This window comes from Amycolatopsis sp. NPDC051071 (genome assembly GCF_040682875.1).
GTDB lineage: Bacteria > Actinomycetota > Actinomycetes > Mycobacteriales > Pseudonocardiaceae > Amycolatopsis.
The window spans coordinates 50,852-65,937 of the sequence record NZ_JBFBBY010000018.1 but is presented as its reverse complement, the minus strand read 5'-3'; the positions used below and the strand labels follow the sequence as shown (position 1 = coordinate 65,937).

Annotated in this window: 16 protein-coding genes; 4 read left to right on the top strand and 12 right to left on the bottom strand. The window is 69.7% G+C overall.

The window, feature by feature from the left end:
* Window positions 1–77: 77 nt before the first annotated feature.
* Entirely contained in the window at window positions 78–2,264 is a 2,187-nt protein-coding gene (locus AB0M65_RS09335) for an MMPL family transporter (RefSeq protein ID WP_364023936.1), read from the top strand.
* A 55-nt stretch (window positions 2,265–2,319) separates the two neighbouring features.
* Here AB0M65_RS09335 and AB0M65_RS09330 read toward each other — a convergent pair whose 3' ends face one another.
* From AB0M65_RS09330 to hisD, 5 genes are all read right to left on the bottom strand, one after another.
* On the bottom strand, window positions 2,320–2,874 hold the full coding sequence (locus AB0M65_RS09330; protein WP_364023933.1) for an NADAR family protein: 555 nt from the start codon (window positions 2,872–2,874) through the stop codon (window positions 2,320–2,322).
* A 57-nt stretch (window positions 2,875–2,931) separates the two neighbouring features.
* On the bottom strand, window positions 2,932–3,087 hold the full coding sequence (locus AB0M65_RS09325; RefSeq protein ID WP_364023930.1) for a hypothetical protein: 156 nt from the start codon (window positions 3,085–3,087) through the stop codon (window positions 2,932–2,934).
* 257 nt (window positions 3,088–3,344) lie between these two features.
* Window positions 3,345–3,944 carry an imidazoleglycerol-phosphate dehydratase HisB gene (gene hisB, locus AB0M65_RS09320; protein ID WP_364023927.1) on the bottom strand — a complete coding sequence of 200 codons (600 nt, stop codon included), beginning with the start codon at window positions 3,942–3,944 and terminating at the stop codon, window positions 3,345–3,347.
* Window positions 3,941–5,041, bottom strand: a complete 1,101-nt coding sequence (locus AB0M65_RS09315; protein ID WP_364023925.1) for a histidinol-phosphate transaminase — start codon at window positions 5,039–5,041, stop codon at window positions 3,941–3,943. The genes hisB and AB0M65_RS09315 overlap by 4 nt, the downstream gene beginning before the upstream one ends.
* Entirely contained in the window at window positions 5,038–6,363 is a 1,326-nt protein-coding gene (gene hisD, locus AB0M65_RS09310) for a histidinol dehydrogenase (protein WP_364023923.1), read from the bottom strand. The genes AB0M65_RS09315 and hisD overlap by 4 nt, the downstream gene beginning before the upstream one ends.
* A gap of 84 nt (window positions 6,364–6,447) precedes the next feature.
* Here hisD and AB0M65_RS09305 point away from each other — a divergent pair, with 84 nt between their 5' ends.
* Window positions 6,448–7,242, top strand: coding sequence for a carbon-nitrogen hydrolase family protein (locus tag AB0M65_RS09305; RefSeq protein WP_364024042.1), 795 nt, complete (start codon window positions 6,448–6,450; stop codon window positions 7,240–7,242).
* Here the strand turns inward: AB0M65_RS09305 and AB0M65_RS09300 are convergent.
* Entirely contained in the window at window positions 7,190–7,678 is a 489-nt protein-coding gene (locus AB0M65_RS09300; RefSeq protein ID WP_364023920.1) for an Lrp/AsnC family transcriptional regulator, read from the bottom strand. The two genes, AB0M65_RS09305 and AB0M65_RS09300, sit on opposite strands and share 53 nt — an antisense overlap.
* Window positions 7,679–7,747: 69 nt before the next feature.
* On the opposite strand from AB0M65_RS09300, the gene AB0M65_RS09295 reads away from it, so the two are divergent.
* Entirely contained in the window at window positions 7,748–8,644 is an 897-nt protein-coding gene (locus AB0M65_RS09295) for an SMP-30/gluconolactonase/LRE family protein (protein ID WP_364023918.1), read from the top strand.
* Window positions 8,645–8,666: 22 nt separating this feature from the next.
* Here AB0M65_RS09295 and AB0M65_RS09290 read toward each other — a convergent pair whose 3' ends face one another.
* Genes AB0M65_RS09290 through eccB form a run of 3 tightly spaced genes read right to left on the bottom strand, consistent with a single transcriptional unit; the run spans window position 8,667 to window position 11,481 of the window.
* Window positions 8,667–9,323: a response regulator transcription factor gene (locus AB0M65_RS09290; RefSeq protein WP_364023915.1), complete on the bottom strand. Its 657-nt coding sequence runs from the start codon at window positions 9,321–9,323 to the stop codon at window positions 8,667–8,669.
* The gene (locus AB0M65_RS09285; protein ID WP_364024039.1) at window positions 9,320–10,042 is read right to left on the bottom strand and encodes a response regulator transcription factor; all 723 of its coding nucleotides are present in this window, start codon (window positions 10,040–10,042) and stop codon (window positions 9,320–9,322) included. The genes AB0M65_RS09290 and AB0M65_RS09285 overlap by 4 nt, the downstream gene beginning before the upstream one ends.
* 14 nt (window positions 10,043–10,056) lie before the next feature.
* Entirely contained in the window at window positions 10,057–11,481 is a 1,425-nt protein-coding gene (eccB, locus tag AB0M65_RS09280; protein WP_364023912.1) for a type VII secretion protein EccB, read from the bottom strand.
* Between the two features lie 147 nt (window positions 11,482–11,628).
* Between eccB and AB0M65_RS09275 the strand changes: the two genes are divergently transcribed.
* Window positions 11,629–12,702, top strand: a complete 1,074-nt coding sequence (locus tag AB0M65_RS09275; RefSeq protein ID WP_364023909.1) for a type VII secretion protein EccE — start codon at window positions 11,629–11,631, stop codon at window positions 12,700–12,702.
* A gap of 162 nt (window positions 12,703–12,864) precedes the next feature.
* Here the strand turns inward: AB0M65_RS09275 and eccD are convergent, their stop codons facing one another.
* From eccD to AB0M65_RS09260, 3 genes are read right to left on the bottom strand one after another with little or no spacing between them, the layout of a single operon-like run.
* Window positions 12,865–14,241 carry a type VII secretion integral membrane protein EccD gene (gene eccD, locus AB0M65_RS09270; RefSeq protein ID WP_364023906.1) on the bottom strand — a complete coding sequence of 459 codons (1,377 nt, stop codon included), beginning with the start codon at window positions 14,239–14,241 and terminating at the stop codon, window positions 12,865–12,867.
* Window positions 14,238–14,567 carry a YbaB/EbfC family nucleoid-associated protein gene (locus AB0M65_RS09265; protein ID WP_233223736.1) on the bottom strand — a complete coding sequence of 110 codons (330 nt, stop codon included), beginning with the start codon at window positions 14,565–14,567 and terminating at the stop codon, window positions 14,238–14,240. Before AB0M65_RS09265 ends, eccD begins: the two co-directional genes overlap by 4 nt.
* Before the next feature lie 30 nt (window positions 14,568–14,597).
* Window positions 14,598–15,083, bottom strand: coding sequence for a hypothetical protein (locus AB0M65_RS09260; RefSeq protein WP_364023902.1), 486 nt, complete (start codon window positions 15,081–15,083; stop codon window positions 14,598–14,600).
* Window positions 15,084–15,086 lie beyond the last annotated feature (3 nt).

Below are 15,086 nucleotides of genomic sequence, written 5' to 3'. Positions count from 1 at the left end.
ACTTGCCGATCGGCTTGTAGCCCCCTAGCCGATCGGCTAGCTTGAAATGAACCTGAACGAGTGAACGGGAGACTTTTGTGGCCAGCTTCCTGTACCGCCTTGGCCGGTTCTCGTTCCGGCGCCGGGCGCTGGTGACGGTGGTTTGGGCCGCCATCCTGATCGCCATCGGCGCGGGGGCGCTGACCCTGTCCGGCCAGCTTTCGAACTCGGTGACCATCCCCGGCACCGAATCGCAGAAGGCGATCGACCAGCTCGCGGACCGCTTCCCGGAGGCGGCCGCCGGTGGCGCGACCGCACGCGTGGTCATCTCGGCACCCGATGGCCAGGACATCACCAAGGAGTCCGGTAAGGCCGCCATCGCGGGCATCGTGTCCCGCTTGGAAGGCGCGCCCAAGGTCGCCGGTGTGCTCAACCCGTTGCAGGTGCAGGCGATCTCGCCCGACAAGCACGTCGCGCTGGCGCAGGTCAGCTACCGCGTCCCCGGGTTCGAGCTCACCGATTCGGACCGCGAGGCCCTGATGGCCGCGGCGAATCCCGCGAAACAGGCCGGGTACACCGTGGACTTCGGCGGTGACGCCGTCCAGGCGATGCCCGCGACGAACGCCACCGAAGGCCTCGGTGTCGCCGTCGCCGCCGTCGTCCTGATCATCACCTTCGGCTCACTGCTCGCGGCCGGGATCCCGCTGCTGACCGCGCTCATCGGCGTCGGCATCGGCATGGCGGGGATCACGACCGCGTCCGGTTTCCTGGAACTGAACACGAACACGCCGGTGCTCGCGCTGATGATCGGCCTCGCCGTCGGCATCGACTACGCGCTCTTCATCGTTTCCCGCTACCGGCACGAACTCAGCATCGGCCGTGATCCGGAGGAAGCCGCCGGACGCGCCACCGGAACCGCCGGATCGGCGGTGGTGTTCGCCGGTCTGACGGTGATCATCGCGCTGGCCGGCCTGACCGTCGTCGGCATCCCGTTCCTCGGCGAGATGGGTGTCGCCGCCGCGATCACCGTCGCGATCGCGGTCGTCATCGCGCTCACCCTGTTGCCGGCCATCCTCGGGTTCACCGGCGCCAAGCTCGCCGGTGGCAAGATCCGCCTGCGCCGCAAGGAAGGGACGACGACGCACGGCGAGCGCTGGGCGAAGTTCGTGGCCCGCCACCGGATCCCGGTGTTGATCGCCGCGATCGCCGGACTCGCGATCGTCGCCGTCCCGGCCGCGAGCATGCAGCTCGGCCTGCCCAACGACAGCACCGCCGCACCCGGCAGCACGCAGCGCAAGGCGTACGACACCGTCGCCCGCAGCTTCGGCGAGGGCGCCAACGGACCGCTGGTGATCGTCGTCGACCTGGCAGGCAGTACCGACCGGCAGGCCGCGCTGCATCAGGCGTCCGCGGGTATCAGCGGACTCGGGGAACGCCCGATCGTCACGCCACCCAAGGTCAACCGCGCTGGTGACCTGGCGCTGCTGACCGTCATTCCGAAGAGTGGCCCGAGCAGCACCGCGACCGAAGACCTCGTCAGCGACATCCGCGGCCTGAACGCGGGACTGGGCACGGCCACCGGCGCGTCGCTGGCGGTCACCGGCCAGACCGCGGCGAACATCGACGTCTCGGAAAAGCTCGCCGACGCGATGCTGCCCTACCTCGCGCTGATCGTCGGGCTCGCGTTCCTGTTGCTGATGCTGGTTTTCCGCTCGGTCGTGGTCCCGCTGAAGGCGACACTGGGCTTCCTCGGCTCCGTGGTCGCGACGTTCGGCGCCGTCGTCGCGGTGTTCCAGTGGGGCTGGCTCACCGACCTGCTCGGGGTGAAGACGACCGGGCCGATCATGAGCATGCTGCCGATCCTGCTGATCGGCGTACTGTTCGGGCTCGCGATGGACTACCAGGTGTTCCTGGTGACGCGGATGCGCGAGGAGTACGTCCACGGCGCCGACCCGCAAGAGGCGATGGTCACCGGCTTCCGGCACGGCTCCCGGGTCGTGGTCGCCGCCGCGCTGATCATGATCAGCGTATTCGCCGGGTTCGTCCTCGCGGAGTCGTCGCTGATCCAGTCGATCGGGTTCGCGCTCGCGTTCGGGGTGCTGGTGGACGCGTTCGTGATCCGGATGACGATCGTGCCCGCCCTGATGTCGCTACTCGGCCGCGGCGCCTGGTGGCTGCCGAAGTGGCTGGACCGCGTACTGCCCGACGTCGACGTCGAAGGCGAGAAACTCACGAAGCAGCTTGACGCTCCTGATGAGCGTGAGCTGGTCGACGCCTCGAAGTAGGTCCGTGAAGGCCCCCTTGCTTGCGCCTAGCGCAAGTAAGGGGGCCTTCACGGACTTATGCCAAGAGGGCGCGGGCCTCTCCGAGCGCGAAGCCGAGCAGGTTGAGACCGCGCCAGTGTCCGGCGTTCTCGACGTGCGGATGGTCGGCCGCGAGCCCGATACCCCAGACGGCGTCCAGCGGGCTTGCTTCGACCAGGACCCGGTTCTTGGTGCCGAGCAGGAAGTCGCGGAGTTCCGGATGCTGCCCGAACTTCGCGACCGACGCGTCGCGAACGATCCCGTAGCGCTCGGTGTCCCAGAGGCTCTGCTGAAAGCCCCGTACTTCGCGCCCCATCGCCTTGGCCTCGCGCGGGTGCCGGGCTTTGAGGATTCGTGCCGCGTTGTGGACGTCGTCGAACAGGATCGCCTTGCGCCACATCATGTAGTGCTCGGCAGTCGCGAAGGTTTCGCCGTTCACGGTGAACCGGGCCGACCACCACTGACTGAAGCACTCCGGCCCGATCGCGGCGTCACGCCGGGGCTGGTGTCCCCAGAAGAAGAGGAACTTGACGCGGCTGCCCGATCGCTGGAGCCGGACGACTTCGGCGACCGAGCGCGGGTTCGTGGACATGCCGGGAAGCATGGCCGCCGGTGTCCCGGCGCGCACGCGATTTACCGGGCGGCTGTCCTACGCCAGCCAGGCGATGGCGCCGCCGATCGCCAGAAGCGCGCCGAGGCCCAGCACGACGGCGATGAACTTGACGCTCTTCCAGGTCGCGTAGACGCCGCCGATCAGGAAGCCGCCAAGCGCGAACAGCAGCACGGCGATGGTCGAGTTGCTCACGCCGTCACCCTGCCACACTGCCGTCCCGCCGGGTTTCGGGGGTCGTGAGTGGCGTTTCGGGTTCTATTGAGGAGTAAGGCAAAGGTGGCGCCTTCGGGCGAGGTGGTGCCTGGGGTGGCGCGGCACCACACTCGCGTGCTTAAAGCCGTAACTCGCGTGCTTAAAGCCGTAACTCGCGTGCTCAGAGCCGTAACTCGCGTGCTTGAAGCCGCAACTCGCGTGCCACGTTGCGGTAGTCGCACGCGCAAGGACCGCAACTAGAGGACGCCCTTCGTGGAAGGGATCCCGCCTGCCCGCGGGTCCGGTTCGGTCGCCGCGCGCAGGGCGCGCGCGACGGCCTTGTACTCGGCCTCGGCGATGTGGTGCGGGTCCCGGCCGTGCAGTACACGCACGTGCAGCGCGATCTGCGCGTGGAACGACAGCGAGTCGAATACGTGTCGCGTCAGCACGAACGGGTAGTTCCCGCCGATGGTGAAGCTGGTGAACTGCTCCGGCTCGCCGAGGTGCACGCAGTACGGGCGCCCGGAGACGTCGATCGCGGCGTGCGCGAGGGTTTCGTCCATCGGGATCCAGGCGTCGCCGAACCGGCGGATACCGCTCTTGTCGCCGAGTGCCTGCCGCAGTGCCTGGCCGAGCACGATCGCGGTGTCCTCGACGGTGTGGTGCGCGTCGATGTGCACGTCACCGGTCGCCTCCACCTTGAGGTCGAGCGAGCCGTGCACGCCGAATGCGGTGAGCATGTGGTCGTAGAACGGGACACCGGTGCTGATCTCCACCTGCCCCGTGCCGTCCAGGTCGAGCTGGACCGAAATGGACGATTCCCTGGTGGTGCGGTCCACCTTGCCGACGCGACTCATCGCGGCACCTCCTTGCTGGCCTCGAGAAAGGCGTCGTTCTCTTCCGGCGTCCCGATGGTCACCCGCAGATGCCCTTCGATGCCGACGTCCCTGATCAGTACACCGTTGTCCAAATAGGACTTCCAGGTCGCGGGCGCGTCCGCGAACCGTCCGAAAAGGATGAAGTTCGCGTCGCTCGGGACCGGCGTGAATCCCAAGCCCAGCAACGATTCCGCTACCCTGTCGCGTTCGGCGGCGAGTTTCGCGACCGAAGCGAGGGTGGCGTCCGCGTGCCTCAAGGCCGCTCGTGCGGCGGCCTGCGTGAGCGTCGAGAGGTGGTACGGCAGCCGCACCAGCTGAAGCGCGTCGACGATCGCGGGCGCGGCCGCGAGGTAGCCGAGCCGCCCGCCGGCGAACGCGAACGCCTTGCTCATCGTGCGCGAAACGATGAGCCGGGCCGGGTACTCCTCGATCAGCTCGACGGCGCTCGGCTGCGACGAGAACTCCGCGTACGCCTCGTCGACCACGACGATGCCCGGCGCCGCTTCGAGCAGTCCGCGCAGCTCGCCGAACGGGATGGATCCGCCGGTCGGGTTGTTCGGGCTGGTCACGAAGACGATGTCCGGACGGCGTTCGCGCACCAGCGCGGCGGCCTTCCCGGTGTCCAGCGAGAAATCGTCGCGGCGCGGCACCGGAAGCCAGTCGGTGCGAGTGCCTGCCGAGATGATCGGGTGCATCGAGTACGACGGCTCGAAGCCCAGCGCCGATCGGCCAGGACCGCCGAAGGCCTGCAGGATCTGCTGCAGGATCTCGTTGGATCCGTTGGCGGCCCAGACATTCGACTCCGAGAGGAGCACACCGGTGGACACCGCGAGGTAGTCCGCGAGGTCCTGCCGCAGCGCGACGGCGTCGCGATCCGGATAGCGGTGCAGTGACGCGGCCTCGGCGCGGACGGCCTCGGCGACGTCGGCCACCAGCGCGTCCGGCGGCGGGTACGGGTTTTCGTTGGTGTTGAGCCGGATCGGCACGTCCAGTTGCGGTGCGCCGTACGGGGTCTTGCCCCGTAGGTCCTCCCGCAGCGGGAGCGCGTCGAGCGTGATCTCCTGGCCGATGGTCATGCCCGCTCCCCCTCGAACCGCGCCGTGATGGCCTCGCCGTGCGCGGGCAGGTCCTCGGCGTCGGCCAGCGCGACGACGCGGCCGGCGATCTCGCGCAACGCGTCTTCGCTGTAGTCGACGACGTGCACACCCTTGAGGAAGCTCTGCACCGAAAGGCCGGACGAGTGCCGCGCGAATCCGCCGGTTGGCAGGACGTGGTTCGACCCGGCGCAGTAATCACCAAGGGAGACAGGCGCGTACGCCCCGACGAAGATCGCACCCGCGTTGCGGATACGGGCCGCCACCGAACGCGCGTCCGCCGTCTGGATCTCCAGGTGTTCCGCGGCGTACGCGTCGACGACACGGATGCCATCGTCAACGGTGGAGACCAGGATGACACCGGACTGCTTGCCGCCCAAGGCTTCCGCCACACGCTCGGCGTGCTTGGTCGCGGCCGCGCGCACGCTCACTTCCTTGTCGACCGCGTCGGCGAGTTCCTCGGACGTGGTGACCAGCACGCTCGCGGCGAGCGGGTCGTGCTCGGCCTGGCTGATCAGGTCGGCGGCGACGTGCACCGGGTCGGCCGTCTCGTCGGCGAGGATCGCGATCTCGGTCGGGCCCGCCTCGGAGTCGATGCCGATGATGCCGCGCAGCAGCCGCTTGGCCGCGGTGAGATAGATGTTGCCGGGTCCGGTGACGGTGTCGACCGGCTCCAGCACGGAACCGTCCGTGTCGGTGCCGCCGTACGCGAGCAGCGCGACGGCCTGCGCCCCGCCGGCCGCCCACACCTCGTCGACGCCCAGCAGCGCGGCGGCGGCCAGGATCGTCGGGTGTGGCAGGCCGCCGAACGCGGCCTGCGGCGGCGAGGCCAGCACGAGCGTGCCGACACCGGCGATCTGCGCCGGGACGACGTTCATCACCACCGTCGAGGGGTACACGGCGAGCCCGCCCGGTGCGTACAGCCCGACGCGTTCCACCGGGATCCAGCGTTCGGTGACGGTGCCGCCGTCGACGACGTCGGTGGTGACGTCCTGGCGGCGCTGGTCACCGTGGACCTTCCTGGCGCGGAGGATGGACTCCTCCAGCGCCTCGCGGACGGCCGGGTCCAGGTTCTCCAGTGCGCTGGTGAGCTCGGCGGTGGCGACGCGCACCCCCGCCGGACGGACCTTGTCGAACTTCTCGGTGTACTCGAGAACCGCCTCGACGCCGCGATCGCGGACGGCCTCGACCACCGGCCGTACGTGATGCAGTGCCGCGTCCACGTCGTACTCGGCACGCGGGAGCGTGCTCCTGAGTTCGGCAACGGACGGGACCTGTCCACGCAGGTCGGTACGGTTCAGCATGACTCAAGGGTACGAGGTGGCCCGATCGCCCCGAGCAGGCACACTGGGGTGGTGACCAGCGATCCCACGATGAGGGAGGCCGCCGTGCCGCGGATCGGGTTGTGCCAGCTCACAGCGGCCGAGGATCCCGAAACGAACCTGAAGCTGATTCGCGAGGGCGTGGCCGCCGCGGTGGCCGACGGCGCGCGGATCGTCGTCTTCCCCGAAGCGGCCATGGCGCGCTTCGGTGTCCCGCTGAAACCGCTCGCGCAACCTTTGGACGGACCGTGGGCGTCCACTGTGGCGTCCATCGCGGAGGAGCACGGCGTCGTGATCGTCGCGGGCATGTTCACGCCGTCACCCGATGGACGTGTGAGCAACACGCTGCTCGTCACCGGCGGCGGACATCACCTCGGCTACGACAAGATCCATCTGTACGACGCGTTCGGGTTCGCCGAATCCGACACGGTCGCGCCAGGGACCACGCCGGTGACCTTCGAGGTCGAGGGGGTCACGTTCGGCGTCGCGACCTGTTACGACCTCCGTTTCCCCGAGCTGTTCCGGAAGCTGGCCGACGACGGCGCGGACGTCGTCCTCGTGCCGACGTCCTGGGGTGCGGGCGAGGGCAAACGCGAGCAGTGGGAGGTTCTGGTGCGGGCCCGCGCACTCGACTCCGGCTGCTGGGTGCTGGGCTGCGGACAGGCCGACCCGGCCGCGAGCGGGACCCAGGTGAACCCGAAGGCACCGACCGGGATCGGGTTCTCGACGGTGTCCGACGGCTTCGGGCGGGTCCACGCGCAGCTGGGTGCCGGACCGGAGACGCTGGTCGTCGACGTGGATCCGGCGGTCAGCGGGAAGGCTCGGGCGGTGACGGGCGCGCTGGCGAACCGTCGCCTTTAGCGTCCACGGGGCGCTCGAAGAAGGACTCGAGCACCACGATCGTCTGCGTCCCGGTGACGCCTTCGATGGCGTACAGCCTGCGCAGTGACGCCTGCAGTTCCTCGGTGGTCGGCGTGCGCACCTTCACCAGTAGCGACGCCGGACCCGCGATGACGTGTGCCTCGACGACCTCCGGCAACGCCTCCAGCGCCGCCTTGGTCGGCGAATCACCCATCCAAGAGTTGGCCTCGACCAGCACGAACGCCATCACCCCGCGGCCGACGGCCGCCGGATCGACCTCGACGGTCGTACGCCGGATGACGCCATGGTCCCGCAGCTTGCGGACCCGCTCGTGCGCGGCGCCCGCGGACAACCCGACCGCCTTGCCGAGCGCGGCGTACGCCTGCGTCGCGTCCTGCTGCAGCTCGGTGAGCAGCAGGCGATCCACGTCATCCATGGCTTGACCGTATCAGGTTCGGCAGTTCATGATGATTACTAGATGACATTCTGACTACTGGGGGGTTTCATGGACCAGGTCAAGGCACACTTCGAGGTCCTCGACGAGAGGTTCGGCCGCGTCAACGGCGACGAATGGATGCGACGGCTGCACACCGGCTGCCGATGGACCGAGGGGCCCGCCTATTTCCCGGCGGGCCGGTACCTGGTCTTCAGCGACATCCCGAACGACCGTGTCCTGCGGTGGGACGAGACCACCGGCGCCGTCGGCGTGTTCCGCGAGCCCGCCGGATTCCACAACGGGCATACGGTCGACCGCCTCGGCAGGCTCGTCAGCTGCGAACAGGGCGGCCGCCGGGTGACACGCACCGAACACGACGGCTCGACCACCGTGCTCGCCGAGACCTACCAGGGCAAGAGGTTCAACAGCCCCAACGACGTCGTCGAAGCCTCGGACGGCGCGATCTGGTTCACCGACCCCAGCTACGGAATCGAGAGCGACTACGAAGGACATCAGGCCGAAAGCGAGATCGGGGCTTGTCACGTCTACCGCGCCGACCCGGTGGACGGCTCCGTGCGTGTCGTCGCCGACGACTTCTCGCGCCCGAACGGACTCGCGTTCTCCTTGGACGAGTCACTGCTCTACATCGTCGACACGCGGCAGAATCCCAGTCACATCAGGGTTTTCTCGGTATCCGGCGGGTCGCTTTCCGGTGGTGAGATCTTCGCGACCTGTGACGCGGGGGTTTTCGACGGCGTGCGCCTGGACACCGAAGGCCGGGTGTGGGCGGCCGCGCACGACGGGCTGCATTGTTTCGCGCCGGACGGGACGCGGATCGGCAAGCTGCGGGTGCCGGAGGTCTGCTCGAACCTGACCTTCGGCGGGCCGCGGCGGAACGACCTGTTCGTCACGGCGACGAGTTCGGTGTACACACTGCGGGTGAACTTCTCGGGCCCGAAGCTCTAGGGCGATCCCTCCGGCCGAACCGTCAGCGCAGCAGCCCCTCGCGAATCGCCACTCGCACAAAACCGGCCCGGCGGCGCTCCCCGGTCTTGTCCCTGATCCGGTCGAGGTAGGACCGCACCGTCCGCACGCTGATGTTCAGGATCTCGGCGACGTCGACGTCCCGTTCGCCAGCCGCGACCAGCCGCAGGACCTGCTTTTCCCGTTCCGACAGAACGATCTTCGGTCCGGCGTGCCGGTCTTCGCTGTCCTGGATGATCATTCCGGCGAGGGTCGGCGACACGTACGCGTTGTCGTCGGCGATGGTGCGGATGGCGCGCAGGAGTTCGTCGCCGTCGACGTCCTTGGACAGGAAGCCTTTCGCGCCGGCCTGCATGGCACCCAGCACCTCGGGCTGTTCGGCGTGCGCGGACACCACGAGCACCTTGTGCCCCATCTGCCCCACTTCGAGCACGGCCGCGGCGTCCTGGACGCCGCGCAGCTTGAGGTCGAGGACGACGACGCTGCCGGGCGGCTGTTCCTGCACGGCGAACCGCGCGACCGAGTCGGCGACGGCACCCAGCTCGATGTCCGGTGCTTCGGTGAGGACACGCGCGACGGCGTCCCGGTACAGCGGATGGTCTTCGATCACCCCGACATTGATCGGCGTGCCGCGTTTCGGCTGCTGCTCGTCTGCGTTCACCGGCGTCCTTCGAATCCGCCCACGTCGTCGCGGGGCACGACCGGCCGCGACGGCCCGGGCACCTCCGGCGGAGACGCGAGCCCGAGCTGGATGGCCTTGCGGACCAGACCGGCCCGCCTTCTTTCTCCGAGTTTGTCACGGATCCGGTCCAGGTAGCCACGAACCGTCCGGACCCCGATCCCCAGGATGCGGGCGATGTCGACGTCGCGTTCGCCCGCCGCGACCAGCCGCAGGACCTGTTTCTCCCGCGCGGAGAGCGCGACGTCCGGGGCCGGCGCGGGGCGGTCGGCGTTGTCCTTGATGATCATTCCGGCCACCACCGCGGAAACGTAGGCCCGGCCCTGCGCGACCGTCTTGATCGCGATCAGCAGCTCGTCGACGTCGACATCCTTGGACAGGAAACCCTTTGCCCCGGCGGCGATCGCGCCGAGCACCTGCTCGGATTCCGCCTGCGCCGACACCACGAGCACGTGATGTCCCAGCTCGCACACCTGGAACACGGCCGCGGCGCCGGCGATCCCCGGCAGGCCGAGGTCGAGCAGCACCACGCTGCCGGGCGGCTGCTGGTGGACGTGGAACCGGGCGACCGAATCGACGACCGCGCCGAGTTCGATGTCCGGTGCCTCGCTGAGCACCCGGACGACCGCGTGCCGGTACAACGGATGGTCTTCGATCACCGCGACGTTGACGCGGTCCGTCACCGGCCTGTCCTGGATCATCCGCACCGTTCCGCTCACCCCGTCCCACCCGTCGCCGATACCGTGCGCCCGGCCAGCGCCGGATCCAGCGCGGGCCCTCGTGGCACCAATGCCAGCAACCCATTCGGAACCGGCAACCGTTCGGCTTGGCCGTACCCGAGGGAGGCGAGTGCCTCACTGCTCGCCACCGGGTACTTCAGCCCCGTGTCGGTCACGACGTAGACCGTGCCGGAACCGGATTCCGTCACCACCGCACCTCCCGATGGAGGCACGAAAACCTCGTCGGCGACCAACGCGTCCGTCCGCGCCGTCACCGGTATCGCCTTCGCACCTTGCGGCAACGGGACCTGCGCGGCGATAACGATTCGAGAACCCTGTGCGCATAGCGTCACGGACTGTCCGGTAACGGGTGCTTTTCGCGGGATCCGGTCCGGGTAGTCCGCCGGATCGGCTCCGCCCGCCCTCGGCGCGCCGACCTTCGGCACCGCGGCGACGTCGGCCGCGCGCACCGCGACCGGGGCCGGGACGCCCGGGTAGGCGGCCGCGTTCTCCGGCGTGTTGATCAGCAGGCTCGCCTCGGTCTGGCCGATCGGTTCGAGCCCTTCGGCGCGGACGAGGTAGTACGTCGTCGCGTCGTTGGGTGACGCCATCGCGTCGACGACGCCGAGTACGGAACCGACTTTCGTCTGGGTGCCGCCGACCCGCGGGCCGGGCCGACCGGCGTCCTCGACGGCGCGGTAGGCCAGGTCGCGTCCGGCGGCGACGGTGCCGATCCACCGAGACGACACCGCGATCGCCGGATAGCTGTCGAACTGCAAAGCCGCGGCGGCGTCCGCGGTGAGCTTGTAGCGGCGCCCGGCCGTCACGAGGAAACGCTCTCCCTCGGGGACGCGAACGACGATGGCCTGATCCCTCGGCAGGTCGACGCCGGACGCGGGTGCGCCGAGCAGCAGGGTCGTCGCGGGTTCGGCCGACGCGGGGGCGTCCTGCGTCGTGCGTGAGCAACTGGTCCACTGCGTGCCGACCAGCGCCGCGGCCGTGGGCAGGGAATCAGGGGCGCCGGGGATCCCGATCTGGGCACCGCGCGGCGCCTTCGCGAGCTTGTCCGGCGGGACGGTCACGGTGGCGTCACCGTTGCCGCCAGCCAGCAACCGCGCCGAGGCGTAGTTGAGCACGGGATGCAGTGCGCCGTCCTGGCCGAGGATGTACCGCGCGCCGGTGTTCTCCTCGACGATCACCTTGCCACCCGCCAGCCAGTCCTTACCGCCGGAGGGTTTCAGCAGGCCGATCACGCCGAATACGGCGGTGACCAGCAGTGCCGCGCCGAGGCCGCACAGGGTGCCGATGACCAGCCTGCGGCTCGGGGCCACGGGATGGTTGGCGTCCGCCGAGACCAGTGCCGACACCAGCCTCCTGCGGAGGAATTGGTAGGCCTGGATCTGGTCCCGCTGCGTCCACACGCTCCCGTCCCCCGCCGTTCGTACCCACCCGTCCGAAGGCTCATCACGTTAGGTTCCGCCCAGGTTCGCGGTGAGGGTAATTTTTACGCCCCTCCCCCGTGCGGGACACGATTACCGTCGTGCGGGTGCACGGAGGAGGGGAATTCCTTGTCGGTTGAAGCCCCGGCGCCCGCGACGCCCCGCCAGGCCGCCGATGGCGGCACCGCGGGTGCGGCGCCACTGCCCTGGCTGTTGCCCATCCGCCCGCTGCAAGCGGCTGTGTGGGAGATCGCCGGGATCGCCGTCCTGCTGGCCTTCACCGTCGACGGCGTTCCGCGGGCCGCGTGGATCAGCATTACCGCCGTGGCCGCCGTTCTCGTGCTCACGACGTCGATCCGCTTCGCCGGGCGCCATCCCGCGGGCTGGCTGCTCACCTGGGCCGGATACCGGCTGAAGCGCCGCGACAAGAGTAAGGTGCCCGATCCACTGCACCGGCTGGCCGGTCCCGTCCGGGTGCGCCAGCACGTCGACCGCGCGGGCAACCGCTTCGGCGTCGCCGAGGTCGGTGACGGCTGGAGCGCCATCGTGCGGCTCACCGTCGGCGCCGTCCCGCCCGGCCCGGACGTGCTGGCCGGCATCCTGCGCGAGGCCTACCGGAGTACCGGGATCCCGTTGTCCAGCGCGCAACTGCTGACCTGGACCGTCCCCAATGGACAGTCGGTGCTGCGGGTCCGCTGGCTCGCCGTGCGGTATCGCCCCGAGGACGCGCCGATCGCGGCGCTGGCCAGGGGCGGCGGGGAGCTGGGAGCGTTGCGGAGCACCGCCTGCGCGGCGCTGTCACTGATGGGATCACTGGCCGAAGCCGGATTCGAAAGCACTGTGCTCGAAGCGGGCGAACTGGCCGAGGAACTCCGCGTCGCACTCGGCAGCGGACAGGACGCGCCGGTGAACGGCTGGCGTTCGTGGGACTGGGGTGGCGCGTCGCAGGTCTGCTACCGGCCGCGGTCGGAGCGGGATCTCGCGCGGACACTGGATCTTCACGTGCCCGGCGCTGCTTTCACCGCGACTTCGTACACGCTCGGCCGGACTCCCGGCGGACGCGAGAAGTCCGAGGTGACCATCCGGGTCGGCGGACGGCCGGGGACGGAGCCGGTGCGGCCCGGCGGAATCGCGGTGACCCCGCTACATGGACGACACGCGGCGGCGGTCCGGCGGACCCTGCCGCTGGCGCTGGAGGACTGAGGGGACGGTCCGTGAAGGCCTCCTTTCCTCTCTGAGGGTAGGGAAGGAGTCCTTCACGGACGTAACGTCACTAGGTCCCTTGCCCCCACTCCGCGTTTAGTCCTCTAGTTGCGGTACTTGCACGCGCAAGGACCGCAACTAGAGGACTAATCGCGGAGGGGGTCAGCCGCGCACAGCCTCGTAGACACCGGCGATCATGCCGACGAACGGGATCAGCGAGAGCAGCACCAGGAACTCGACGATATCGAGAGTCCTTGCCCAGTAAGGAGAACGGCGTCCCTTCGCGACCCGCGTCGCGTAGGTGAGGCAAACGCCCGCCGCGACGACGACGGTGCACCCGGCGCCGAACACGAACGAACGCGGCCCGCCCGCGGCGAGCCAGAAACCGGCCGCCGCCAGTGCCGCCGCACCGAAGCCGATCAGCACGAGCCGCTGCGAACGGCCGGCGAAAGCACGTGAGCGCAGCATCAGCGCCAGGCCCAGCAGCGCGCACAGGCCTGCTTCCCAAGCCCCGCCGGACGACGCGAGGACAACGCACGCGGCGACGACGGTGAGCCCGAGCGCGACGAGCAGTCCGGTCAGCAACGCCTGCGCGTACGTGGTCCCGCCGACCATGTCCTCGCCGAGTGAGGGGTCCTCGTCGGCGCGGAAGGCGTCCATGTCGTCGGGCACCCGTGGCAGCGGCAGCCTGCCGAGCCGCAGCGCCATCATCGGCGCCACCGCGGCCAGCGCCGTCGCCACCACGGCGACCACGGCGGCCGCCGAGACCGTGCGGACGTCGGCCAGCAGGACGATGGCGGTGGTGATCGCGCCGAGCCCGGCCGACACGGTGACCGCGACGAACCACGGCAGCCGGTCCGCCACCGAGACGGCCGCGATCACGCCGTAGACGGTCACGACGGCCAGTCCGGCGGCCAGCGGCCCTGCCGACAGCGAGAACAGCGGATGCGGCGACAGGATCGACATCCCGGCTAGCAACGCCGCGCCGACACCGGCGAGCGCGCCGGCGGCACCGGCCTCGGCGTCGCCGTACGCGCGGCTCAGCGCGCCGCCGCCGAGGACCAGTACCAGCGCGAGCAGCCCGGTCCCGATCGGCGCCAGCACGCTGCCTGCCGCGGCCGCCTGCACCAGCACGCCACCGGCGAGCAGCAGCACCACCGACGCGACGATGCCCGCCCTGCGCGCGACCCCCGGCCCCCAGCGGCCCGTGCCCGATTCGGCGACACTGGCGATCGAATCGACGACGTCGTCGAACAGCAGCGGACCCCGCGGGCGTTCCCGCGGGGTCAGATGCAGTACTTCCCCGTCACGCACTTGCGCCGCGGCGACCGTGAGGCCGAGCGCGAGTGGTGCGCCGCCGAGCCGCGACAACACCCACCCCGGATGCTCGGCCGACGCCTGCCCCGACGCGCCCGCGAGCCGCACGAGCTGCGGGACGAGTTCGGCGAACGTGCTCTGCTGCGGCAGCGCCACGTCCACACGCGCCCTCGGTGTCACCACCGTGACGCGCCGGGTGGAGCCCGCGATCGCGGCGGTCATGCTTCGATCGACTTGGCGGACTCGATGACCGGGGCGAATTTCGCGCTGCTGGCCTCGGCCAGCTTCTGCAGCCCGTTGTTGACCGCCTCCAGCACGATCTCCGAGAGGTTGCGCGCGTCGTACTGACGCAGTGCGCGCGGGTCGATGTCGATCGAGGTGAAGCGGCCGTCACCACGCAGCACAACGGTGACCTCGTTCTGCCGCGAGTGCGCCTTGACCTCCATCGCCTCGACCGAACGCTGGATGCGCTGCACCTCTTCGGTCTGTTTGCGGACCTGGTCCAGCAACTCGTCCATATCCGGCATGGCGTAGGGGTCGGTGGTCACGAATCTTCTCCTTCATCTGCGGTGAAATCCTCACCGGACGTGGACGCTGCCCACGAACCGCCGGAAGTCGTCGCCGAGACGGCGTGCCGCCTCGGGTGCTGCGGTGCAGGCGATTTCGAGGATCAGCCGCTCGGCAGGGCTCGCCCCCGGCACGGTCAGCTGCACCTGTGTCTGTACGAGATCCTGCCCTTCGCCGGTGCGGATACGCAGCACCTGCGTCACCCCCGGCGCGACCGGAGTGCCGATCACCTTGCGCCGCACCACTTCGAGCGCCGCCATGGTCCGGCCGAGCCGTTCGACGGCCTCGTCGGCGATGTCGGTGATCTGCGCCTGGTCCGGCCGCTGCCCGACGCTCAAGGTGATGTTGGGGGTGAACTCCTCCGCGGGCCCGGAGTGCACGGCGACGAAGACCGCGCCCTCGGCACCGACGGACGCCGGATCGACCGGCACCCAGCCCTCGGGGATGTCGAAGCCGAGCGGGAGGGAAACCCGGTCCTGCGCCATCGCTTCGCTCATCCC

Coding starts and splice junctions, on each gene's coding strand:
- AB0M65_RS09300 (WP_364023920.1), bottom strand. CDS start 7,678: ATGGATGACGTGGATCGCCTGCTGCTCACCGAGCTGCAGCAGGACGCG.
- eccD (WP_364023906.1), bottom strand. CDS start 14,241: ATGACCGCCGCGATCGCGGGCTCCACCCGGCGCGTCACGGTGGTGACA.
- AB0M65_RS09295 (WP_364023918.1), top strand. CDS start 7,748: ATGGACCAGGTCAAGGCACACTTCGAGGTCCTCGACGAGAGGTTCGGC.
- hisD (WP_364023923.1), bottom strand. CDS start 6,363: ATGCTGAACCGTACCGACCTGCGTGGACAGGTCCCGTCCGTTGCCGAA.
- AB0M65_RS09285 (WP_364024039.1), bottom strand. CDS start 10,042: ATGATCCAGGACAGGCCGGTGACGGACCGCGTCAACGTCGCGGTGATC.
- AB0M65_RS09260 (WP_364023902.1), bottom strand. CDS start 15,083: ATGAGCGAAGCGATGGCGCAGGACCGGGTTTCCCTCCCGCTCGGCTTC.
- AB0M65_RS09315 (WP_364023925.1), bottom strand. CDS start 5,041: ATGACCATCGGCCAGGAGATCACGCTCGACGCGCTCCCGCTGCGGGAG.
- hisB (WP_364023927.1), bottom strand. CDS start 3,944: ATGAGTCGCGTCGGCAAGGTGGACCGCACCACCAGGGAATCGTCCATT.
- AB0M65_RS09330 (WP_364023933.1), bottom strand. CDS start 2,874: ATGTCCACGAACCCGCGCTCGGTCGCCGAAGTCGTCCGGCTCCAGCGA.